Below are 21,040 nucleotides of genomic sequence, written 5' to 3'. Positions count from 1 at the left end.
ACCGGCGCCGATGTTCCCTATATGTACATATTGCCCGGAAAGGTCACCGCTCCGGCAGGAACCGGGTGGCCCGAGCGTCGGTTGCATATCCGTGTCGCAAGGCCACCTTCCAGTCTTTGTTTTTCAATGCATTAGGCCCGCAAGGGTTAACTTAAGCCCGGATTAGCACCAGATAAGCACAAATAAGCACAAATAAGCTTGGGATTGTCGGAACAGAGACGGAGGAAGGAAAGCAACGGCGTCACCATCGACCAGAGAGGTGAATACATGGGCGTTCCGCTCTCCGCATTTCCTTCCGCAGCCGGGCGCCGGATCGCCGTACGGCCCGCAGGCGGTGGACTGAGGTCCTGCGCAACTTTCGGTACGCGTTTTCGTTTTGCAACGCAAAAAGGATTATGCGGCTGCGAAAGCATCGTATTACAAATTGATAACCAGCGAATCGACACCAGCCATTTGCGTCGCTTCGTTCCGGGATTTTGTTCCGGTGCCGCATCGCGGGGGCGCGTCCGGTACCGGCAGGAGGGGTGGCCGTGTTGATCTATTCCTTTTACGAGATGCAGCGTGTCGCGCTGCAGCCGGTTCGCGCGCTGGCCGAAGTTCAGTCCGCGGCGCTGCGGCTTCCCTATCTGCCGTTGAACTACACGCCGGCCGCCCGTTCCATGGCAGCCGGGCTGGAAGTCTTCAACAACATCACCCGCCGCTACCCCAAGCCGAAATTCGGCCTCGAAACCACGATGGTCGACGGCACGACCCGCCGGGTGCGCGAGGAGGTCGTGCTGCGCCTGCCCTTCGGGCAGCTCAAGCATTTCGTCCGCGAAGGCTGCGAGGAGCGCCGGGATCCGAAGCTGCTGATCGTGGCGCCCCTGTCGGGCCATTTCGCCACTCTGCTGCGCGGCACGGTGGAGGCCATGCTGCCCAACCATGAGGTCTACATCACCGACTGGCGGGATGCCCGCGACGTGCCGCTGCGCGAGGGTCCGTTCGAACTTGACGACTACATCGATTACGTTCGCCACTTCCTCGACCTGCTCGGTCCGGGCAGCCATGTCATGGCGGTCTGCCAGCCCTCCGTACCGGTGCTGGCCGCCGTGGCCCTGATGTCGGCCGAGAAGCATCCGAATCTGCCGCGCTCGATGACGCTGATGGGCGGCCCGATCGATACCCGCATCAGCCCGACGGTACCCAACAATCTGGCCCAGGAGCGTTCGATCGAGTGGTTCGAGCACAGCGTGATCAGCCGCGTGCCGTTTCCGCATGCCGGCTTCATGCGGCCGGTCTATCCGGGCTTCATCCAGCTCACCGGCTTCATGACGATGAATCTGGACCGTCATGTCGGCGCCCATGTGCGGCTGTTCCACCATCTGGTGAAGGGCGACGGCGACAGCGCCAAGGCGCACCAGACCTTCTACGACGAGTATCTCGCGGTCATGGACCTGCCGGCGGAATACTACCTGCAGACGGTGCAGCGCGTGTTCCAGGAACATCAGCTGCCGCGCGGCCTGATGCGCTGGCGCGGCGAGAAGGTCGATACCGCCGCCATTTCCAAAACCGCGCTGCTGACCGTGGAAGGCGAGAAGGACGACATTTCCGGCGTCGGCCAGACCTATGCCGCGCACACCATCTGCCCGAATATCCCGAACGCGAAGCGCATGCATCATCTGCAGGCCGGCGTCGGCCATTACGGCGTGTTCAACGGCCGCCGCTGGCGCGAGGAAATCGCGCCGAAGGTCACCGCCTTCATCCGCCAGCATCATAAGGGCTGACGCGGGCGCATCGCGGGTCTAGTGTCGCGCCATGTCCCGCGCGATTCCCTTCTGGCGGCGCAAGCGCCTCGACCAGATGACGCCTTCCGAATGGGAGTCGCTGTGCGACGGCTGCGGCAAATGCTGCCTTTATCGTCTGGAAGACGAGGAAACCGGCAAACTCGAGCAGACTAACGTCGCCTGCAAGCTGCTGAACTGCGCCACCGGACAGTGCAGCAACTATCCGAAGCGCAAGAAGCTGGTGCCCGACTGCATCCAGCTCACGCCGGCCAAGGTGGCGAAAATGAACTGGCTGCCGAGGACCTGCGCCTATCGCCTCGTTCATGCCGGCAAGGACCTGCCCTGGTGGCATCCGCTGAAAAGCGGCAGCCGCGAGACGGTGCACCAGGCCGGCATGTCGGTGGCGGGACGCTGCATCTCCGAGAAGGAGGCGGGCGAGCTGGAGGACCACATCGTCTACTGGCTCGACCATCGCGGCCCGCCCAGGCCTGGCCGATAAGCCGGCCGCCCCGCCAGGCTGCCACGCAAAGGCCCGATTCGCCGGGCAGCATGGGGCCCTGATGATGGAGGCCATCATGCGACTTCTCCCGATCATAGCGATGCTGCTGGCGGCGGGCCCCGCCCTGGCCCAGTCGCCGCCGCCCGCTCCCGCCGATCCGGCCGCGCCGAGCGAGTGGAACCGCCTCAGCAACGAGAGCCGGCGGATGGAGCAGGAACGCGAGCAGCGCCAGATCCAGTCGCAGCAGCAGCAGCGATTCGAGGCCGAGCGGCAGGACATGGAGCGCCAGCGCCGCAACGATCTCGACCGGATGCGCATGGAACGCGACCAGGAACGCCGCATGCCGCAGCGTTAGGCGCGTCTGTGACTGGCGCCGTGGCGGATTTCCCCGCTATCTTCGGCGCTCCGGGGGAAGACCGATGCTCGATGCCGATCTGATCGCCAAGTTCCGCGCCGTGAAGCTGCTGTCGCTCGATCTCGACGGCACGCTGACCGATGGCGGCATCTACTACACCGACGAGGGCACCGAGCTGCGCAAGTATTTCGTGCAGGACGGCTTCGGCATCCTGATGGTGAAGGAGGCCGGCATCGAAGTCGCGCTGATCACCATGAGCGACACGCCCTCGATCGCCCGCCGCATCGAGAAGCTGAAGATCCGTTTCGGCCATATGGGCGTGCGCCACAAGCTGCCGGCGCTGCAGGCGATCTGTACCGAGCTCGGGATCGGGCTGGAGCAGGTCTGCCATGTCGCCGACGATCTCAACGATCTCGACGTGCTGCAGGCGGTCGGGCTGCCTGTGGCCGTCGCCAATGCCCGGCCGACGGTGAAAGCGGCGGCGGCCTATGTCACCCAGGCCAGCGGCGGCCACGGCGCCGTGCGCGAGGTCTGCGATCTCATTCTCGAACACAAGCTGTAGAAAGAACGGAGGAAATCATGGCCATCGATTTCAACGGCCGCGTTGCCATTGTCACCGGAGCCGGCGCCGGCCTCGGCCGCAGCCATGCGCTGCTGCTGGCCGAGCGCGGCGCGAAAGTGGTAGTGAACGACCTGGGCGGCGCGGTGGATGGCACCGGCGGCTCCTCCAAGGCGGCCGACCAGGTGGTTGCCGAGATCAAGGCGAAGGGCGGCGAAGCGGTTGCCAGCTACGACAGCGTCTCGGACGCGGCTTCCGCCGCCAACATCGTGAAGATCGCGATGGATGCCTTCGGCCGCGTCGACATCGTGGTCAACAATGCAGGCATCCTGCGCGACAAGACCTTTGCCAAGATGGAGATCGCCGATTTCGACACCGTGGTCGACGTGCATTTCCTCGGCTCGGCCTATGTCACCAAGGCAGCCTGGCCGATCATGCAGCAGCAGAATTACGGACGCGTCGTCATGACCTCGTCCAATTCGGGCCTCTACGGCAATTTCGGCCAGTCCAACTATGCCGGCGCCAAGATGGGCGTAGTCGGCCTGATGAACGCGCTGAAGCAGGAAGGCGCCAAGTACGGCATCCTGGTGAACACGATCGCGCCGGTCGCGGCGACGCGCATGACCGAATCGCTGCTGCCGCCCAAGCTGCTGCCGCATCTGAAGCCCGAATACGTCTCGCAGGCCGTGGCCTATCTCTGCTCCGAGGCCTGCAGCGCCACCGGCGACATCATCTCGGCCGGCGCGGGCTTCTACGCCAAGATGCAGATCATGGAGTCGCAGGGCATGTTCTTCGGCGTCGACGCCAAGGTGACGGTGGAGGATTTCGCCGCCAATTACGCCAAGATCACCGACATGTCGAAGCCGATGCATTTCGGCTCCTCGATGGAAGAGGTGGCGCATATCGCCAAGCCCTTCATGGAGTGACGGCCCCCGGGGCCGAAGGTTCAGCGGGGCAGCCGGTCCAGAATGGCCGTGACGAGGATGTCGACCACCTTTTCATGGCCGCTGGCATAATGCTGCCCGCGCTCACCCATGAGGCGGCAGGTGTCGGGCTGCTGCAGCAGCGCGGCCGCCGCCTCGGCCAGGCCTGAGGAGTCGCCGAACTGGCGCGCCCCGCCGGCCGCGATCAGGCCGGCACCGGCCTCGGTGAAATTGAACATGTGCGGGCCGAAGATGACGGCGCAGCCCAGCCGCGCCGGCTCCAGCGGATTGTGTCCCCCATGGGGAATGAGCGAGCCGCCCATCGCGACCAGCGGCGATAATCGGCACCACAGGCCGAGCTCCCCCAGGGTATCGGCGATATAGAGATCCGTTTTCGCATCCGGCATCTCGCCGCGCGAGCGCAGCGCGATATTCAGATCCGGCGCGCCCAGTTCGCTCGCCAGCGCGGGGCCGCGTTCGGGATGCCGCGGCACGATGATCGTCAGCAGGCCAGGGAAATGCGGCTCGAGGAAGCGGTGCGCCAGAACCGCGAGCGGTTCCTCCCCCGGATGGGTGCTGGCCACCAGCCATCTCGGCCGGCCCTGCAGACGCTGCTGCCATTCGGCGACGGCCGCTTCGTCCACCGGCAGCGGCGGCGCGGCGAGCTTGAGATTGCCGACCTCCTGCACGTCGCGGGCGCCGAGCCGGCGCAGCCGCTCGGCATCGCCATGGGTCTGCGCGTAGATCGCGGCAAAACTGCCGAGCAGCCAGCGCGCGGTGCCGGGCGCCGCCTGCCAGCGGCGGCAGGAGCGGTCCGACAGCCGCGCATTGATCAGCAGCGCCGGAATGCCGCGATGGCGCAGCCCGTTCAGCATGCCGGGCCAGAATTCCGATTCCGTCCACACCGCCAGATCGGGTCGCCAGTGATCGAGAAAGCGGTCCACCGCGCCGGGCAGATCGACCGGCACGAACTGGTGCAGAATGCCGTCACCTTCCGGCATGCCGGCCTTGCGCTGCTGCACCAGACGCGCGGAGGTGACGGTGCCCGTGGTCAGCAGCAGCGTCAGCCCGGGCTCGCGGCGGCGCAATGCCTGCAGCAGCGGCAGCAGGGCCTGCGCCTCGCCGACGCTGGCGGCATGGCACCAGACCAGCCGGCCCTCCGGCCGCTGCAGGCCCGGAATGCCGAGGCGCTCGCTCAGCCGCGCCGGCTCTTCCTTGCCGCGCGCGGCGCGGCGCTGCAGCCACAGGCGGACCAGGGGACCGAGCAGATAGCCGGTGCCGCGCCATAAATTCCGCCGCCAGTCGAAAGCCATTCTTCGGATTTGCCTGTTTTCTTCACTTCGCAGATTGCCGTAACGGGAGCACGCCGGAAAGACTTACGGCTTGCCCGATTGCGCCATGACTGTCAGCCTTGCAGCAGTCGGGGAGGACATCATGAGCGACGGACAGCAGCAGACCAGTGTGCGGATCGAAAAGCAGGGCGCGGTGACGACGGTGATTCTCAATCGCCCCGAGGCCCGCAATGCCGTCGACCGTCCGACGGCGGATGCGCTGCGTCAGGCCTTCAAGGATTTCGATGCCGATGATGCGGCGCGCGTTGCCGTGCTGTGGGGCGCGGGCGGCAATTTCTGCGCCGGCGCCGACCTCAAGGCGGTGGCCGATGGCGACCGGCGCAACGATGCCACGCCGGAAAGCGAAGGCCCGATGGGGCCGACCCGCCTGCATCTCTCCAAGCCGGTGATTGCGGCGGTCTCGGGTTATGCAGTCGCGGGCGGGCTGGAACTGGCGCTGTGGTGCGATCTGCGCGTTGCCGAAGAGGATGCGGTCTTCGGCGTCTTCTGCCGGCGCTGGGGCGTGCCGCTGATCGATGGCGGCACGGTGCGGCTGCCGCGGCTGATCGGCCACAGCCGCGCGCTCGACATGATCCTGACCGGCCGTCCGGTCAAAGCCGATGAGGCGCTCTCCTTCGGTCTCGCCAACCGCGTCGTGCCGACGGGCGCGGCGCGTCAGGCGGCCGAGCAGCTGGCGGCCGAAATCGCCCGTTTCCCCAACGGCTGCATGAAGGCCGACCGGGCCTCCAGCTACCGGCAGTGGGATCTCTCGCTGGATGCCGCCCTGCATAACGAGGCGGAAGGCGGTTATCCCATCGTCGAGCAGGAAGCGATCGCCGGCGCCGCCCGCTTCAAGGGCGGCCTTGGCCGCCACGGCGATTTCTCGTCGATCTGACCGGGCGGCCGTCGCGGGGCAGCAGGCCCAGCATCTTCCGCATCACCGTCGGCAGCGCGGCGTCCCGCGGCTGTTCCCAGATGCCGTCGACGGTCGCGGCTTCGCCTGCGCCGATGCGGCCGTAAACCGCGCCGATCTTCAGCGCGAAATGGGTGAAGACATGCTCCGCGGCCAGATCCACCGGCTGCCAGTCGATCTGTACCGGCGCATGCGTCGCGGCTTCGGCATTCTGCCAGGCCTCTTCGCGCCAGGGCGTGCTCGGCACTTCCAGCATGCCGCCGAGCAGACCTTTCGGCGGCCGGCGGCGCAGCAGCACGGCGCCATCGTCGCGCTGCAGCAGGAAAGCGATGGCATGACGCACCGGCCGTGACGCTTTCGGCGCCTTGCGCGGCAGCTCGCCGGCAACGCCGAGCCTGCGCCCCGCGCAGAGCTGCGCCAGCGGGCAGAGCAGGCAGTCCGGATTGCGCGGCGTGCAGATCGTCGCCCCGAGGTCCATCATGGCCTGGGCGAAATCGCCGGGCCGGTTATCCGGCGTCACTCGGGCTGCAAGCACGCGCAGCTCAGGCTTGGCTTTCGGCAGCGGCGTCTCGACCGCGAAAACACGCGCCAGCACGCGTTCGATATTGCCGTCCAGCACGGCGGCCGGCTTGTCGAAGGCGATGGCGGCGATGGCTGCCGCCGTGTAGGCGCCGACGCCCGGCAGCTTCAGCAGTTCCGCCTCGCTGTCGGGAAACACGCCGTCGAACTGCGTGCTGACCACCTGCGCGCATTTGTGCAGGTTGCGGGCGCGCGCGTAATAGCCCAGCCCGGCCCAGGCTGCCGTCACCTCGTCGGTTTCGGCTGCGGCAAGATCCTGCACGCGCGGCCAGCGCGCGGTGAATTTCAGGAAATAGGGAATGACCGCCGGCACCGTGGTCTGCTGCAGCATGATCTCGCTGAGCCAGACACGGTACGGATCCATCGGCTTCGCGCCGGGCGGACTGCGCCAGGGCAGGCTGCGGTGATGCCGGTCATACCAGGCCAGCAGCGGCGTCGCGAGATCATCCTGGCGGGGGGCGGAATCGCGGCGCGGTTTCAGCATGGCCGGACCCTAGCATCGCGCGCCGCGCGGGCAAGCATCGCCGCCGCGCCGGATGCGGCGTAAACTGGCTTCATGACGGAAGAGTCGAAAAAGCACGATCCGGCCCGCCGGCTGAATGCCCCGAAGGCGCTCGGCCTGGCGCTCGGGCGCCTGACGCGCCCGGTGCTGAAGAAGCGCGGCGCGGCTCTGGCCGATATCCTGTCGCGCTGGGGCGACATCGCCGGGCCGCTGCTGGCGCAGGAAACCCAGCCCGAGCGGCTGATCTATGCCGCGGGCGCCGGCCACGGGGCGACCCTGGAGATCGCCGTCAGCCCGGCCTTCGCGCTGGAGTTCCAGCATCTCAGCCCCCTGATCATCGAGAAGGTGAACGGCTATTTCGGCTATCAGGCGGTGGCCGGATTGCGGCTGAAACAGCGGCCGATCCAGCGCCCCTCCGAGTCGCCGCCGGAACCCCGTCCGGCGACTCGGCCGCTGACTGCGGAAGAGCAGGCCAGGCTGGCCGAGCTGCTGCGAGGCGTGGAAGACCGTTCCCTGCGCCAAGCCCTTGAAAGCCTTGGGCGATCACTTCTCGGTGCGAAGCGCTGAACGCCTTGTGGCGGCCAGATTCTTGTGGATAACGGCAGAGTCCGGTTGAGGCCGGAAAGAGCCACCCATACAATGCCCCTCAACATGTAGGGGGTCGGAGTATCGTTATGAAATATATACAGCGTTTCCGTACCCGCCTTGCGTTCCTGGTCCTGCTGGCGGCCGGGTTGTTTACCATTCAGGCCCAGGCCCAGGATGCCGACCCCCGGCTGCAGGACATGGTGCTGGGGAAGGCCGATGCGCCGATCACCATCATCGAATACGCCTCGCTGACCTGCCCGCATTGCGCGGCCTTCCATGCCGACACCCTGCCGGCGATCAAGAAGGAGTTCATCGATACCGGAAAGGCCAAGCTGATCTTCCGCGACTTCCCGCTCGACCAGCTGGCCTTCACGGGCGCGATCCTGGCGCGCTGCGCCGGACCGGACCGGTATTTCACCTATCTCGACGTGCTGTTCGCGCAGCAGCGCCAGTGGGCGACGGCGAAGGACCCGCTCGGCGCGCTGAGGCAGATTGCCCGGCTGGGCGGCATGCCGGCCGAGCAGTTCGACAAATGCCTCAGCGACAAGACGCTGGGCGACTACATCCTGGCGCAGCGCGTCGAGGGCAATCAGAAGTTCAACGTCAACTCCACGCCGAGCCTGATCATCAACGGCAAGCTCGAGCCGGGTGCCGCCGCGCTCGACGAGTTGCGCAAGAAGCTTAACGCGCTGGCCAAGTAACCGCCGCCGCGTCGCAGAAAGGGAGTCCCCGTGCAGTTCACCAAGTTGCGCCTGTCCGGTTTCAAGTCCTTCGTCGAGCCGACGGATTTCATCATCCATCCCGGCCTGACGGGGATTGTCGGCCCGAATGGCTGCGGCAAGTCGAACCTGGTGGAAGCCCTGCGCTGGGTCATGGGCGAGAATTCCGCCAAGCGCATGCGCGGCTCGGGGATGGACGACATGATCTTTGCGGGCACGGCCACGCGGCCGGCCCGCAATATCGCCGAGGTGACGCTCACCCTGGACAACAAGTCGCGGACCGCGCCCGCGGCCTTCAACGACCAGGACACGCTGGAGATCACCCGCAAGATCGAGCGCGAGAAGGGCTCCGACTACACCATCAACGGCAACGACGTGCGCATGCGCGACGTGCAGCTGCTGTTCGCCGACCTCGCCTCCGGCGCCAATTCGCCGGCCATGGTCAGCCAGGGCCGCGTCGGCGCCATCATCAATGCCAAGCCGACCGACCGCCGCATGCTGCTGGAAGAGGCGGCCGGCATTTCGGGCCTACATTCGCGCAGGCATGAGGCGGAACTGCGCCTGAAGGCGGCCGAACAGAATCTGGAGCGCGTGGTCGACGTCATCGGCCAGCTCGACAACCAGCTGCAGTCGCTGAAACGCCAGGCGCGTCAGGCCAGCCGCTACCGCAACATCGCCGGCCAGATCCGTAAGACCGAGGCGATGCTGTATCACCTCAAGCATGAGGCCCTGCGCCAGGCGCTGGCCGATGCCGAGCAGGCCCTGCATGCGGCCGAGCGCGAGGTTGCCGACCGCACCCTGCAGGTCTCGGAAGCCCATGACGCCGAGCGCATCGCCGCAGAGGCGCTGCCGCCGCTGCGGCAGAACGAGGCAGAGGCCGGTGCCAGGCTGCATCGCCTTACCGTTGCGCGCGAGGGCCTGGATGCGGAATCCGCCCGTGCCCAGGAAGCCGCCGAGCAGGTACGCGCGCGGCTGGCGCAGATCGCGGCGGATGCCGAGCGCGAAAGCGCCTTGGCGCAGGATGCCGAGGAGACCATCGCGCGTCTGGCCGCCGAGGCCGAACAGCTGGAAGCTTTGCGGGCCGGCGAGGCCGAGGCGCAGGCCGCCGCCGAAACCGCTGTCAGCGAGGCGCAGGGCAAGGTGGACGAACGCCAGGCCGAGCTGGATCGCCTGACCGACCGCGCGGCGGAAGAGCAGGCCCAGCGGGCCCGTCTGCGCCAGGCCATCGAGGATGCCGGCCGCCGTCTGGAGCGCCTGCGGGCGCGACTGGAGGAACTGTCGGCTGAAGAGCAGCGGCTGCAGGCGCAGACCGAGGCTCTGATGGAAGCCGAAACCGCCAATGCCGAGGTGGAGGCGCGGCAGGCCGCCGTGGAAACCGCGCGGCAGGCCCTGGATGCCGTGGAAGCCGAGCATGCGCAGAAGATCGAGGCCGCGCGCCAGGCTTACGAAGCGGTCGAGGCCGAACAGGCGCGGCTGATCGAGGCGGCCCGTGCCGCGCTGGAGGCGGTCGAGGCCGAACATGCGCAGAAGATCGAAGCCGCCCGCGCGGCGCTGGCGCAGGTCGGCGCCGAGCATGAGCAGAAGATCGAGCAGGCGCGCGGCGGCCTGAATGCCGTCGAGGCCGAGCATGCGCAGAAGATTGAGGCGGCCCGCGCCGGGCTGAATGCCGTCGAGGCCGAGCATGCGGAGAAGATCGCGGCGGCCCGCAGCGGCGTCGAAGCGGCCGAGGCCGCCCGCGCCGCCAAGCAGCAGGACGAGCAGCAGGCGCGCGATGCCTGGCAGGGCCTGCAGGGCGAGCTGACCCGTCTGAAGGCCGAGGAAGCCGGCCTCACCAAGCTGCTCAAGCTGGATGAAAGCAATCTCTTCCCGCCGCTGATCGACCAGGTCACCGTCGAGCCGGGCTATGAGAAGGCGCTGGGCGCCGCTCTGGCCGACGAGCTGAATGCCGCGACCGATCGCAACGCGCCGATGCACTGGGATGCGCTGCCGCCGCTGTCGGATCCGCCGGCGCTGCCCTTCGGCGCCGAGCCGCTGTCGAAATACGTCACCGGCGCCGCCGCCCTGCAGCGCCGCCTGAGCCAGATCGGCGTCGTGGCCGACGATGTGGACGGCGCGCGGCTGCGTGCCGACCTGAAGCTGGGCCAGCGGCTGGTGACCCGCTCCGGCGCGCTGTGGCGCTGGGACGGCTTCACCGTGAAGGCCGGCGCGCCGACCTCCGCTTCGGTGAAGCTGGAGCAGCGCAATCGCCTTGCCGATCTGCGCGAGGAGCTGCGCGAACTGGAAGGCCGCCTTGCCGATGCCCAGCGCGCCTACGAGGCCGCGCGTCAGGCGACCGAAGAGGCCGCGATGGCCGAGCGCGCCGCGCGCCAGGCCGTGGCTGCCGCGGAGGAAGAGCGCAATGCCGCCCGCCGGCAGGCCGCCGCCGTGGTGGAAACCGCCGAGCAGAACCGCGCCGAAGCCCGCAGCGCCGCCAGCGCGGTCGTGCAGGCAGCCGAGCGTGCCGCCGCCGAGGCACGCGAGCAGGCGGGCCGTGTCGTTGCCGATGCCGAGCGCGAACGCCAGGCGGCGCGCGACCGGGCGAACCAGGGCGTTGCCGCGGCCGAGCGCGAGCGCAACACCGCCCGCGAACATGCCACCCAGGCGATCGCGGCGGCCGAGCGCGAGCGCAATGCCGCCCGCGAACGCGCCAACCAGGATATCGCCCGCGCCGATCGCGAACTGGGCGAGGCGCGCGACCGCCAGGCCGAGATGGTGCGCCGCGAGGCCGAGCGCCAGTCGCGTCTGGCCACGCTGGCCGAGCAGAAGCAGCAGACCGAGCTTGAGATTGCCGAGGCCGAACAGGCCCGCGCTGCCGAGGAAGCGGCGCTCGCCGCCATGCCGGCGGAAGACGAGGTGCGCCAGCTGATCGCCATGGTGCGCGACGAGGTCAACGCGCTGCGGCAGGTGCTGGTCGAACGCCGCGCCGCGCTGGAGCAGCTGCGCCTCGATGCCCAGGCGCGCGCCCGCCGCCTGGAAGCCATCGTCATCGAGCAGCGCGCCGCCCGGGCCCGCAATGAAAGCGCCGGCCAGCAGCTGGAGCAGCTCGGCGCGCGCCAGGCCGAGGCGACGGCGGAGCTGGAGAAGCTGGAGCAGATTCCGCGAGAACTGGAAGGCCGCCGGCAGGCGCTGCTGGAGCAGATCGAGGCCGCCGAGGCCGCGCGCAAGGAAGCCGCCGACCATCTGGCGAATGCGGAAGCCGCGCAGCAGCTGGCTGCCAAGACCGCCCGCGAGATCGAGCAGCTGCTCGGCGCCGCCCGCGAAGCGCGCGTGCGCGCCGAATCCGATCTCGAGCACCAGAAGGTCAGCATGGACGAGCTGGCGATCCGGGTGCGCGAGGCGCTGGACTGCACGCTGGAGAACGTGCTGAAGGCGGGCGAGGTCGGCGAGGACGAGGAATTCCCCGAACTCTCCGTCGTGGAGAACCGGCTCGAGCGGCTCCGCAAGGAACGCGACAATATGGGGCCGGTGAACCTGCGCGCCGAGCTGGAAGCCAATGAGGTGGAGGAGAAGCTCACCTCGCTGCAGACCGAGCAGACCGATCTGGTCACCGCCATCGACAAGCTGCGCCAGGGCATCACGTCGCTGAACAAGGAAGGCCGCGAGCGCCTGCTGGAAGCCTTCCAGAAGGTGGACGGACATTTCCAGAAGCTGTTCGTCGAGGTCTTCGGCGGTGGCCGCGCCCATCTGCAGCTGGTGGAATCCGACGACCCGCTGCAGGCCGGCCTCGAGATCTATGCCTCGCCGCCGGGCAAGCGGCTGCAGCTGATGTCGCTGCTTTCGGGCGGCGAGCAGGCGCTGACGGCGCTGTCGCTGCTCTTCGCGGTCTTCCTCACCAACCCGGCGCCGATCTGCGTGCTGGACGAGGTGGACGCCCCTCTGGACGATTCCAACGTCGAGCGGCTCTGCAACCTCATGGAAGCCATGGCGCGCCAGACCTCCGATATCGGCGAGGGTACCCGCTTCATCGTGGTCACCCACCATCCGATCACCATGGCGCGCATGGATCGCCTGTTCGGCGTCACCATGGCCGAACGCGGCGTCTCGACCCTGGTTTCGGTCGACCTCGCCGCGGCGGAAGCGATGAAGGCGACGGCGTAGGTCTTACGCGCTCACCAGTGGCGTGAAGCCGAAGCTGCCGTCCAGCATGGCGCCGCGGAAATCGGTGTCGGTGGCGTTGATGCGCAGCAGGTTGGCACCGCGCAGGTCGGTGCAGATCAGCATGGCGCCTGTCAGGTCGGCGCCGGAAAGATTGGCTTCGCTCAGATCGGCGCCGCTGAGATTCGCACGGGCCAGCACTGCGTCGGCGAGGTTGCAGCCGCGCAGCACGGCGCGCCGGCCCTGCCTGCCGTCACTGGTCACCCATTGCTGGTGCTCGGCAAGAATCGTTTGCAGTTCGGCCGGCTCCATGGGCGTGGCCAGCTTGCCGCCGGCGGCGAGGATCGCCTCGCCCATGCCCTGCCCGAGATCGGCGAGGGCGAAATCCGCGCCCCGCAGATCGGCGCCCGCGAAGCTGACATTTTCCAGCCGGGCATAGGCGAAGCTGGCATCCTGCAGGTTGGCGTGGTCGAAACTCGCCTCCCTGAGGATGGCGCCGACGAAGGAGGCGCCCTTCATGCTGGCGGCATGCAGCCGCGTCGTCATGCCGCTGCCTCCGGCCTCATAGGGCCCGAGCTGCGCTTCGTTCAGGCAGGTATTGGTCAGCACGGCGCGGCTGAGATCGGCGCCCCGCAGATCGGCCTTGCTGAAATTGGCGTCCGTCAGGTCCGCGGCGGTCAGGTCGCAGCCCGGCAGCTCGGCTTCCGTGAAGATGCTTTCGCGTAAATCCGAACAGGACAGGCGGCAGAAGGGCAGGGCGGCCCGGTGCAGGTTGCGCCGCCGCAGCTGCACGGCGTCGAAATCGGTCTTTTCCAGCATCAGCCGCCGGCCGATCCGCACCGAACTGCCCAGCGACTGCACGTAGCGGCCATGCGATTCGAGCAGTTCACCCAGATTCGGCGGGCAGGTGGCGTAGGTCGGTGGCATGGCGGGGAAGATTCTTACAGGCGAGCCATGGTCTGTGGAACAAAAAAACGGCGCCCGAAGGCGCCGTCCCGGTTCAGAGCAGACCGGCGATGACCCGGTCGGGCGGAGCATGGCCGTCGGCGAAGGTCTTGATATTGATGATCACCTTCTCGCCCATGTCGTTGCGGCCCTCGATCGTCGCCGAGCCCATGTGCGGCAGCAGCACCACGTTGTCCAGCTCGAGCAGCTTCGGGTTCACGGCCGGCTCATGCTCGAAGACGTCCAGCGCCGCGCCGGCAATGTCGCCCTTGCGCAGCTTGCGGACCAGCGCATTCTCGTCGATCACCTCGCCGCGCGCGGTGTTGACGATGTAGGCGTGCGGCCGCAGCAGGTCGAGGCGGCGGGCGGACAGCAGGTGGAAAGTGGCCGGCGTATGCGGGCAGTGGATCGAGATGATGTCCATGCGGGCCAGCATCTGGTCGAGGCTTTCCCAGTAGGTCGCCTCCAGCTCCTGCTCGATGCTTTCGTGGACCCGCTTGCGGTTATGGTAGTGGATCGAGAGGCCGAAGGCCCGCGCGCGGCGCGCCACGGCCTGGCCGATGCGGCCCATGCCGATGATGCCGAGCCGCTTGCCGCCGAGGCGGTGGCCCAGCATCCAGGTCGGCGACCAGCCGTCCCACTTGCCGCTCTGCAGCGCCACGGCGCCCTCGACCAGACGGCGTGGCAGCGCCAGCAGCAGCGCCATGGTCATGTCCGCGGTGTCTTCGGTCAGCACGCCGGGCGTGTTGGTCACGGTGATCCCGCGCTGGCGGGCGGCGGCGAGGTCGATATGGTCGACGCCGGTGCCGAAATTGGCGATCAGGCGGAAATTCGGGCCGGCATGGGCAAGGACGGCGCCGTCGATCCGGTCGGTAATGGTCGGGACCAGCACATCGGCTACCTTCACCGCCTCGATCAGCTCGGCCTGAGTCATCGGCTGGTCCGCCACGTTCAGGCGGGTGTCGAACAGCTCCATCATCCGGGTCTCGATCGGATCCGGCAGCTTGCGGGTCACGATGACCAGGGGGCGCTTCTTCGGCGTGGGCATTGAGGCGTTTCCAGCTCCGCGAGGGGGAGGGGCTTTGCGCCCTCTCTAGCAGATCGAATTAACCGAGACAAACCTTGGAGGGGGCGAAATCGGCTGCCGCCACGGAAGGATAACAGCCGATCGCCGGGGGCGGGTGCGCTGCCGCCCGGAATGCTCCGTTCGCGTACGAACGGTCCCGGGCGGCAGGGTTCAGCGGACGTAAAGGGGCATATACTGGCGGATATTGCGCTCCAGCTCGCGATTGACGTCCATCAACGTCTCGCGGACCAGATCGTGGAGGACCCGGTCGCGGTCGTTCAGGGTCGCCTTCTCGCTGATGCTGTTGGAGCGGCGCGCGGAGGCCGAGGCTTCGGCCAGGCGGAAGCCGCGCGCGTCATGGAGCTGGACCGCCATTTCCACGTCGGTGTCGAAGCGGGCGATCTGGTCCTCGGTGAAGCTGCCGCGGAGGCCCGGAGTCTTGCGCAGATCGGTCTCCGTAACGCTGGCCTTCCGGATGATCACCCGGACGGTGTTCTGCTGCGTATTGTCGAGGGCGACGCGGTCGCGGGCCCAGCGCTGCGCCACCACCTGCGGCGGCTGCGGGATGTTGAGCTCGATATGCGGCGGCTGCGCCGTCGGCTGGTATTCGACGAGGGTTTCGACGGCACTGGCCGCGAAGGTCAGCTTCGGCTGGTCCTCGAAGGTGATTTCCGGCAGCACAAGCCGTTCCGGCGCCGAGCTGCAGGCGGCCGCCAGCACGGCAATACCCAGGACGGCTAGACCTCGGACGAAGGCATTCATGGCCGTTTCTCCTTGTTTTTCGCCCTGACTTAGGCGGCCAAATGGGGCGAATTCAAGGCCCCCGGGCGCGTTCCCCGGAGGATGGCCCCGAGAAATCACTGCTGAAGGATCGACGGGCGCCGGAGGCAGCTCAGGCGTCGAGGCTGCCCGCCGCGCGCCGCACCACCTCCGCCGGAAAGCGGTAACTTTCGCTGCAGAACTGGCAGGTCACGGTGATTGTTCCGTCCACCGCCATGGCCTCGATCTCGTCGGTGGAGAAGGTCGAGAGAATGCCCTTCACCCGGTCGGGCGTGCAGGTGCACTGGTCCAGCAGCGGTGCGGTCTCGAAGACGCGCACGCCATCCTCGTGGAACAGCCGGTACAGAATTTCATTCTGCCCGAGTGCGGCGTCAGTGAGCTCGGCGGCGGTCGCGGTGCCCAGCAGGACCTGCATCTTCTCCCAGGCCGCCGCCCGCTCTTCCTGCGTCAGTCCGCCCGGATCGAGCGGCAGCTGCTGCAGCAGCACGCCGCCGCCACGCCAGGCCCTGCGCCCGTCACTGCCCCTGCGATGGGCCGCGGCGAGCACCACGCGGGCATTGAGCTGTTCGGACTGGGCGAAATAGGCATGCGCCGCATCGGCCAGGCTCGCACCCGAGAGATCGACGATGCCCTGGTAGCGCTCGAAATCCTCGCTCCGGGGATCGATGGTGAAGGCCAGATAGCCCTTGCCCAGCAGCAGCGGCACCAGTCCTGTCGTGCCGCCCGGTCCGAGTTCGAGGCCTTCCAGCCGTTCCGCGTCGAAATTGGCATAGGCGCGCAGATGGCCGGGCGTGCGGTAATCCGCCACCAGGGCGGAAACCGGCCCGTCGCCCTTCGCCTGGAGGGAGAAGACGCCTTCGAATTTCAGGGCCGTCCCCATCGTGGCGACGAGCACCAGGGCCTCGGCCAGCAGATGCGCGACCGGCTCGGGATAACGGTGGCGGGCAAGAAGGGAGTCGAGCGCCGGACCCAGCCGCACGATGCGGCCACGCACATCGCACTGCTCGACCTGGAATGGCAGCGACAGATCGTCGCGAAGAGGAAGCGTACTCACAGGGCCTATATAGGAGCGGTCAGGCGCCGAAACACCAGGCCAGGATCGCCTTTTGCGCATGCAGGCGGTTTTCCGCCTCGTCGAAGACGACGGAACGCGGACCGTCGATCACCTCGGCGGTCACTTCCTCGCCGCGATGGGCGGGCAGGCAATGCATGAAAATCGCGTCCGGCGCCGCCTTGGCCATCAGGGCGGCATTGACCTGGAAGGGCCGGAGAATGGCGTGGCGCCGCTCGGCGTCCTTCATGCCCATCGAGACCCAGGTATCGGTGATCACGCAGGCCGCATCGCCGACGGCCGCGGCGGGATCGCTGGTGACGCGGATCTGGCCCTGGCGCTCGGCGGCCCATTTCAGCACCCCGGCGTCGGGCCGCAGCTCGTCCGGGCAGGCGAGATCGAGGCGGAAGCCGAACAGCACCGCCGCGTGGATCAGCGAGGTGGCCATGTTGTTGCCGTCGCCGACCCAGGCCAGCTTGCGGCCTTTGATCGGGCCGCATTTCTCCTCGAAGGTCATCACGTCCGCCATCACCTGGCAGGGATGGCTGTCGTCGGTCAGGCCGTTGATCACCGGCACCGAGGCATTGTCGGCCAGTTCGGTGAGGTTCTTCGCCTTGCCCGTACGCATCATGATGGCGTCGACATTCGCCGACAGGATGCGGGCGGTGTCGGCGATCGATTCGCCGCGGCCCGTCTGCAGTTCGTCGGCGCGCAGCACGATGGTCTCGCCGCCCAGCTGCCGCATCGCGCTGTCGAAGGACAGCCGGGTGCGCGTGGACGGTTTCTCGAAGATCATCGCGAGAATCCGGTCGGCCGCGGGCCGGTCGGGCTCCACGGCTCCCTTGGGCCAGCCGCGGCGGCCCGCCTTCATGCGCGCCGCATTGGTCAGGATGCCGCGCAGGACATCCGGCGAGAGGAGGTGCAGGTCGAGGAAGTGCCGCACCGACTGGGTCTGCATCGCGTTCATTTTGCCGCCTCGGCCTGCATCTGGCCCTGCAGCCTGCGGCAGGCCGCCTCGATGCGGCTGATGCCCTCCGCGAGATCCTTTTCCGGAATCGTCAGCGCCGGCATCAGGCGCACGGTATTGTCGCCCGCCGTCACGCCCAGCACATGCTCGTCGCGCAGGGCGGCCTGGAAGTCGCCGTTGGGGATGCGGGTCTTCAGCGCCAGCAGGAAGCCCTGGCCGCGGACCTCCTCGATCAGATCGGGATAGCGGTCGCTGAGCATGGCGAGCTGCTGGCGGAAATAGGAACTGCGCCTCTGTACCCCGTCGAAGAAGCCGGGCTCGAGCATGACGTCGAGCACCGCATTCGCCGCCGTCACGGCGAGAATGTTGCCGCCGAAGGTGGTGCCGTGCGTTCCCGGCGCCATGCCGGAGCAGGCCTCGTCGGTGGCCAGCACGGCGCCGATCGGCATGCCACCGCCCAGCCCCTTGGCCAGGGACATGATATCCGGCTCGATGTCCGCCCACTCATAGGCGAACAGCTTGCCGGTGCGGCCCATGCCGGTCTGCACCTCGTCGAGGATCAGCAGCAGGTCGTTCTCGTCGCAGATCTGCCGCAGCGCGCGCAGCACGTCGGTCGGCACCACGCGGATGCCGCCCTCGCCCTGGATCGGCTCGACCATGATCGCCGCCGTCTCCGGCGTGATCGCGGCCTTCACCGCCTTCAGGTCGTTCAGCGGAACGTGATCGAAGCCCTCGACCTTCGGGCCGAAGCCCTCGAGATACTTCTTGTTGTTGGTGGCCGACAGCATGGCGAGCGTACGGCCGTGGAAGGCGCCGTCGAAGGTGATGACGCGGTACTTCTCCGGCTTGCCCTTGGCCGCCCAGTATTTGCGCGCGATCTTCACCGCGCCCTCGTTGGCCTCGCCGCCGGAATTGCAGAAGAAGGCCTTGTCGGCGAAGGAGTGCGCCACCAGCTTCGCCGCCAGCTCTTCCTGCTCGGGCGACTTGTACAGGTTGGAGACATGCCAGAGCCTGGCCGCCTGCTCCTGCAGGGCCTTCACCAGCCGCGGATGGCTGTGACCCAGCGCGGTGACCGCGATGCCGGAGCCGAAGTCGAGATAACGTCGACCGTCGGCGGTGTAGAGGTAGGAACCCTCGCCCCGCTCGAACGCGAGGTCCTGCCTCGCGTAGGTCGACATCAATGCTTCGCTCACGACACCTTCTCCGGTTCGGTCTGAAAAAGACGACGCCAGCCCCGGGCTTTTCGCGCCGGGCTGGCGGGAGGTCGGACTCTAAGGTCGGGCAAGGTCATGTGTCAATTCAGCCAATGTACGCCGACAATGGCGGGGAACCGGCCCGCCCGGCACTGGCCGGACTTTCCGTCCCGGTGCTAGTCTCTGGAAAACATCACGAAATTGCCGGAGGAGAGCCATGACCACCCTCAGCTTCGAGACCACGCGCCGGGTCTATTGTGAGCCGGGCGCCAGCACCAAACTGGGCGGTCTGCTGGCCGAGCTGGGGGTCACCCGGGCGATCCTGGTCACCGATCCGGGAGTCATGAAGCTGGGCCTGCCGAAAGCCGCACTGGAGAGCCTGGAAGCGGCCGGGATCGCTGTCGCGATCTATGACAGGACGGAAGCCGATCCGCCGGAGAAGCTGGTCCATGAAGCCGTCGAGGCGGCCAGGCAGCATCGCGCCGACGGCGTGGTCGGTTTCGGCGGCGGTTCGTCGATGGACATCGCCAAGCTGGTCGCCTTCCTGCCGGTTGCCAGCCAGCAGCTCTCGGAAATCTACGGCGTCGGTTTCTGCAAGGGCCGCCGGCTGCCGCTGGTCCAGGTGCCGACCACCGCCGGCACCGGCTCGGAAGTCACCGGCATCGCGATCATCACCACGGGCGAATCCGAGAAGAAGGGCGTCGTTTCGCCCATGCTGCTGCCCGACATTGCCCTGCTGGATGCCGATCTCACCCTGGGGCTGCCGCGGCATGTGACGGCGGCCACCGGCGTCGACGCGATGGTGCATGCCATCGAGGCCTACACATCGAAGCACAAGAAGAACCCGATCTCGGACGCGCTGGCGCGCGAGGCGCTCAGCCTTCTGTCGCGCAACATCCGCAGGGTCTGCTCGGAAGAGGGCGCAAGGGACCGCCAGGCGCGCTCGGAGATGCTGCTGGGCGCGATGCTGGCGGGCATGGCATTCGCCAATGCGCCCGTTGCCGCCGTTCATGCGCTGGCCTATCCGGTCGGCGGGCATTTCCATGTGCCGCACGGCCTGTCGAACGCGCTGATGCTGCCCCATGTGCTGCGCTTCAACCTCGAGAACGAGACGGCCGCCCGGCAATACGGCGAGCTGGCGCCGGTGCTGCTGCCGGGCAGCAGCTTCGGCAGCACCAATGCCGCGGCCGGCGCCCTGCTTGCCGAGCTGGAGGCGATCATCGACGACGTGAAGCTCGAGAAGCAGCTGCGCCAGGTCGGCATCAGCCACAATCACCTGCCGATGCTGGCGAAGGATGCGATGAACCAGCAGCGCCTGCTGGTCAACAATCCGCGCGAGGTCACCTACGACGACGCGCTGAAGATCTATGAGCAGGCACTGTAACGATGAGCGAAGTTCTGGATCCCAAGCTGGAGGTTCGCGAGAACTACCGGCATACCCTGCGGATTCCGACGCGGCTGTCGGACATCGATGTCTACCAGCATGTCAACAACGTTCAGTATTACGCCTATTTCGACACGCTGGTGAACGACTACATGATCCGTTTCGGCGGGCTGGACATGGCCCGCGATCCGGTGATCGGCCTGCTGGTGGAGAGCGGCTGCCGCTTCCACAAGTCGCTGAACTATCCCGAAACCATCGATGCCTGCCTGCGCACGGTGAAGCTGGGCAATTCTTCGGCGCGTCACGAAATCGCGCTGTTCCGCGACGGCGACCGGCATCCCGCCGCCACCGGCCATTTCGTCCATGTCTTTGTCGAGCGCGGCGTGCAGAGGCCGGTGCCGATTCCGCCGAAGATCAGGGCCTGCCTCGAGAAGATCCTGGTGTAGTCGCAGACGCGAATCTGCCGGCCGGCGCAGGGCGCCAGGTGTCCGTAAATTAACCTGCATTCACAGGGCGACGACGGCATGCTGGCGGCCATCGTCATTTGCGTTTCCGAAGGGGCCAGCATGTCTGCAGATCCGGATTTCCGGCAGCGCCGCGATGCCGTCGTCACGCCCGCCGTGCCGCATTTCCATTTCGTGCTGCTGCTCGGCCTTGTCGCTGCCGCCACCGCGATCACCGCGATCATCTTCAACGACCAGACCTCGGCCGCCTGGGCCTCGGGCGCGCTGCTGGGCGTGGCCGGCTGGATCGCCTTTCCGCTGCTGCGCGGTACGCAGCAGCGCTGAA

Annotated in this window: 20 protein-coding genes; 12 read left to right on the top strand and 8 right to left on the bottom strand. The window is 67.5% G+C overall.

Annotated features, from left to right (window positions below):
- Window positions 1-530: 530 nt before the first annotated feature.
- From VKZ87_RS06565 to VKZ87_RS06545, 5 genes are all read left to right on the top strand, one after another.
- Window positions 531-1,763: a polyhydroxyalkanoate depolymerase gene (locus VKZ87_RS06565; RefSeq protein WP_414655630.1), complete on the top strand. Its 1,233-nt coding sequence runs from the start codon at window positions 531-533 to the stop codon at window positions 1,761-1,763.
- A 31-nt stretch (window positions 1,764-1,794) separates the two neighbouring features.
- Window positions 1,795-2,262 carry a YcgN family cysteine cluster protein gene (locus VKZ87_RS06560; protein ID WP_324220451.1) on the top strand — a complete coding sequence of 156 codons (468 nt, stop codon included), beginning with the start codon at window positions 1,795-1,797 and terminating at the stop codon, window positions 2,260-2,262.
- A gap of 76 nt (window positions 2,263-2,338) precedes the next feature.
- The gene (locus VKZ87_RS06555; RefSeq protein ID WP_324220450.1) at window positions 2,339-2,617 is read left to right on the top strand and encodes a hypothetical protein; all 279 of its coding nucleotides are present in this window, start codon (window positions 2,339-2,341) and stop codon (window positions 2,615-2,617) included.
- A gap of 64 nt (window positions 2,618-2,681) precedes the next feature.
- Entirely contained in the window at window positions 2,682-3,179 is a 498-nt protein-coding gene (locus VKZ87_RS06550; protein ID WP_324220449.1) for an HAD-IIIA family hydrolase, read from the top strand.
- Window positions 3,180-3,196: 17 nt separating this feature from the next.
- Window positions 3,197-4,102 carry an SDR family oxidoreductase gene (locus tag VKZ87_RS06545; protein ID WP_324220448.1) on the top strand — a complete coding sequence of 302 codons (906 nt, stop codon included), beginning with the start codon at window positions 3,197-3,199 and terminating at the stop codon, window positions 4,100-4,102.
- Between the two features lie 20 nt (window positions 4,103-4,122).
- Here VKZ87_RS06545 and VKZ87_RS06540 read toward each other — a convergent pair whose 3' ends face one another.
- Window positions 4,123-5,412 carry a 3-deoxy-D-manno-octulosonic acid transferase gene (locus VKZ87_RS06540; protein WP_324220447.1) on the bottom strand — a complete coding sequence of 430 codons (1,290 nt, stop codon included), beginning with the start codon at window positions 5,410-5,412 and terminating at the stop codon, window positions 4,123-4,125.
- 121 nt (window positions 5,413-5,533) lie between these two features.
- On the opposite strand from VKZ87_RS06540, the gene VKZ87_RS06535 reads away from it, so the two are divergent.
- Entirely contained in the window at window positions 5,534-6,325 is a 792-nt protein-coding gene (locus VKZ87_RS06535) for a crotonase/enoyl-CoA hydratase family protein (RefSeq protein WP_324220446.1), read from the top strand.
- Here the strand turns inward: VKZ87_RS06535 and mutY are convergent.
- Complete coding sequence (gene mutY, locus VKZ87_RS06530; RefSeq protein WP_324220445.1) at window positions 6,282-7,406, bottom strand: A/G-specific adenine glycosylase; 1,125 nt, start codon at window positions 7,404-7,406, stop codon at window positions 6,282-6,284. The genes VKZ87_RS06535 and mutY overlap by 44 nt on opposite strands.
- 72 nt (window positions 7,407-7,478) lie before the next feature.
- Between mutY and VKZ87_RS06525 the strand changes: the two genes are divergently transcribed.
- The 3 genes from VKZ87_RS06525 (at window position 7,479) to VKZ87_RS06515 (ending at window position 12,868) form a co-directional block, all read left to right on the top strand.
- Complete coding sequence (locus VKZ87_RS06525) at window positions 7,479-7,991, top strand: DUF721 domain-containing protein (protein WP_324220444.1); 513 nt, start codon at window positions 7,479-7,481, stop codon at window positions 7,989-7,991.
- Between the two features lie 107 nt (window positions 7,992-8,098).
- Window positions 8,099-8,713 carry a DsbA family protein gene (locus VKZ87_RS06520; protein WP_324220443.1) on the top strand — a complete coding sequence of 205 codons (615 nt, stop codon included), beginning with the start codon at window positions 8,099-8,101 and terminating at the stop codon, window positions 8,711-8,713.
- Window positions 8,714-8,743: 30 nt separating this feature from the next.
- Window positions 8,744-12,868 (top strand): AAA family ATPase, encoded by a 4,125-nt coding sequence (locus VKZ87_RS06515; RefSeq protein ID WP_324220442.1) that lies wholly within the window; start codon window positions 8,744-8,746, stop codon window positions 12,866-12,868.
- Window positions 12,869-12,871: 3 nt separating this feature from the next.
- On the opposite strand, the gene VKZ87_RS06510 is transcribed toward VKZ87_RS06515, so the two are convergent.
- The 6 genes from VKZ87_RS06510 to VKZ87_RS06485 all read right to left on the bottom strand — a co-directional run bounded on the left by VKZ87_RS06510 (window position 12,872) and on the right by VKZ87_RS06485 (window position 18,867).
- Window positions 12,872-13,792, bottom strand: a complete 921-nt coding sequence (locus tag VKZ87_RS06510) for a pentapeptide repeat-containing protein (RefSeq protein ID WP_324220441.1) — start codon at window positions 13,790-13,792, stop codon at window positions 12,872-12,874.
- Between the two features lie 73 nt (window positions 13,793-13,865).
- Window positions 13,866-14,858, bottom strand: a complete 993-nt coding sequence (locus VKZ87_RS06505; RefSeq protein ID WP_324220440.1) for a D-glycerate dehydrogenase — start codon at window positions 14,856-14,858, stop codon at window positions 13,866-13,868.
- 189 nt (window positions 14,859-15,047) lie between these two features.
- Window positions 15,048-15,638, bottom strand: a complete 591-nt coding sequence (locus tag VKZ87_RS06500; protein ID WP_324220439.1) for a hypothetical protein — start codon at window positions 15,636-15,638, stop codon at window positions 15,048-15,050.
- Window positions 15,639-15,768: 130 nt separating this feature from the next.
- Complete coding sequence (locus VKZ87_RS06495) at window positions 15,769-16,710, bottom strand: Hsp33 family molecular chaperone (RefSeq protein WP_324220438.1); 942 nt, start codon at window positions 16,708-16,710, stop codon at window positions 15,769-15,771.
- Window positions 16,711-16,729: 19 nt separating this feature from the next.
- Entirely contained in the window at window positions 16,730-17,674 is a 945-nt protein-coding gene (gene argF / locus VKZ87_RS06490) for an ornithine carbamoyltransferase (protein ID WP_324220437.1), read from the bottom strand.
- Window positions 17,671-18,867 carry an aspartate aminotransferase family protein gene (locus VKZ87_RS06485; RefSeq protein WP_324220436.1) on the bottom strand — a complete coding sequence of 399 codons (1,197 nt, stop codon included), beginning with the start codon at window positions 18,865-18,867 and terminating at the stop codon, window positions 17,671-17,673. The genes argF and VKZ87_RS06485 overlap by 4 nt, the downstream gene beginning before the upstream one ends.
- Window positions 18,868-19,084: 217 nt before the next feature.
- Between VKZ87_RS06485 and VKZ87_RS06480 the strand changes: the two genes are divergently transcribed.
- The 3 genes from VKZ87_RS06480 to VKZ87_RS06470 all read left to right on the top strand — a co-directional run bounded on the left by VKZ87_RS06480 (window position 19,085) and on the right by VKZ87_RS06470 (window position 21,039).
- Window positions 19,085-20,251, top strand: a complete 1,167-nt coding sequence (locus tag VKZ87_RS06480) for an iron-containing alcohol dehydrogenase (protein ID WP_324220435.1) — start codon at window positions 19,085-19,087, stop codon at window positions 20,249-20,251.
- A 2-nt stretch (window positions 20,252-20,253) separates the two neighbouring features.
- Window positions 20,254-20,697: a thioesterase family protein gene (locus VKZ87_RS06475; protein ID WP_324220434.1), complete on the top strand. Its 444-nt coding sequence runs from the start codon at window positions 20,254-20,256 to the stop codon at window positions 20,695-20,697.
- Between the two features lie 120 nt (window positions 20,698-20,817).
- Window positions 20,818-21,039 (top strand): hypothetical protein, encoded by a 222-nt coding sequence (locus VKZ87_RS06470; RefSeq protein WP_324220433.1) that lies wholly within the window; start codon window positions 20,818-20,820, stop codon window positions 21,037-21,039.
- The last annotated feature ends 1 nt before the right edge of the window (window position 21,040 follow it).

It is taken from the genome of Ferrovibrio sp. (genome assembly GCF_035304305.1).
Taxonomy (GTDB): Bacteria; Pseudomonadota; Alphaproteobacteria; order Ferrovibrionales; family Ferrovibrionaceae; genus Ferrovibrio.
The sequence above is the reverse complement of the archived record's forward strand: the minus strand, read 5'-3'. Positions and strand labels throughout refer to the sequence as shown.

Excerpts from the sequence above, each read along its gene's own strand:
- VKZ87_RS06475 (WP_324220434.1), top strand. The coding sequence starts at position 20,254 with ATGAGCGAAGTTCTGGATCCCAAGCTGGAGGTTCGCGAGAACTACCGG.
- VKZ87_RS06500 (WP_324220439.1), bottom strand. The coding sequence starts at position 15,638 with ATGAATGCCTTCGTCCGAGGTCTAGCCGTCCTGGGTATTGCCGTGCTG.
- VKZ87_RS06505 (WP_324220440.1), bottom strand. The coding sequence starts at position 14,858 with ATGCCCACGCCGAAGAAGCGCCCCCTGGTCATCGTGACCCGCAAGCTG.
- VKZ87_RS06550 (WP_324220449.1), top strand. The coding sequence starts at position 2,682 with ATGCTCGATGCCGATCTGATCGCCAAGTTCCGCGCCGTGAAGCTGCTG.
- VKZ87_RS06510 (WP_324220441.1), bottom strand. The coding sequence starts at position 13,792 with ATGCCACCGACCTACGCCACCTGCCCGCCGAATCTGGGTGAACTGCTC.
- VKZ87_RS06470 (WP_324220433.1), top strand. The coding sequence starts at position 20,818 with ATGTCTGCAGATCCGGATTTCCGGCAGCGCCGCGATGCCGTCGTCACG.
- VKZ87_RS06535 (WP_324220446.1), top strand. The coding sequence starts at position 5,534 with ATGAGCGACGGACAGCAGCAGACCAGTGTGCGGATCGAAAAGCAGGGC.
- VKZ87_RS06480 (WP_324220435.1), top strand. The coding sequence starts at position 19,085 with ATGACCACCCTCAGCTTCGAGACCACGCGCCGGGTCTATTGTGAGCCG.
- mutY (WP_324220445.1), bottom strand. The coding sequence starts at position 7,406 with ATGCTGAAACCGCGCCGCGATTCCGCCCCCCGCCAGGATGATCTCGCG.
- argF (WP_324220437.1), bottom strand. The coding sequence starts at position 17,674 with ATGAACGCGATGCAGACCCAGTCGGTGCGGCACTTCCTCGACCTGCAC.
- VKZ87_RS06525 (WP_324220444.1), top strand. The coding sequence starts at position 7,479 with ATGACGGAAGAGTCGAAAAAGCACGATCCGGCCCGCCGGCTGAATGCC.
- VKZ87_RS06560 (WP_324220451.1), top strand. The coding sequence starts at position 1,795 with ATGTCCCGCGCGATTCCCTTCTGGCGGCGCAAGCGCCTCGACCAGATG.
- VKZ87_RS06555 (WP_324220450.1), top strand. The coding sequence starts at position 2,339 with ATGCGACTTCTCCCGATCATAGCGATGCTGCTGGCGGCGGGCCCCGCC.
- VKZ87_RS06520 (WP_324220443.1), top strand. The coding sequence starts at position 8,099 with ATGAAATATATACAGCGTTTCCGTACCCGCCTTGCGTTCCTGGTCCTG.
- VKZ87_RS06540 (WP_324220447.1), bottom strand. The coding sequence starts at position 5,412 with ATGGCTTTCGACTGGCGGCGGAATTTATGGCGCGGCACCGGCTATCTG.
- VKZ87_RS06545 (WP_324220448.1), top strand. The coding sequence starts at position 3,197 with ATGGCCATCGATTTCAACGGCCGCGTTGCCATTGTCACCGGAGCCGGC.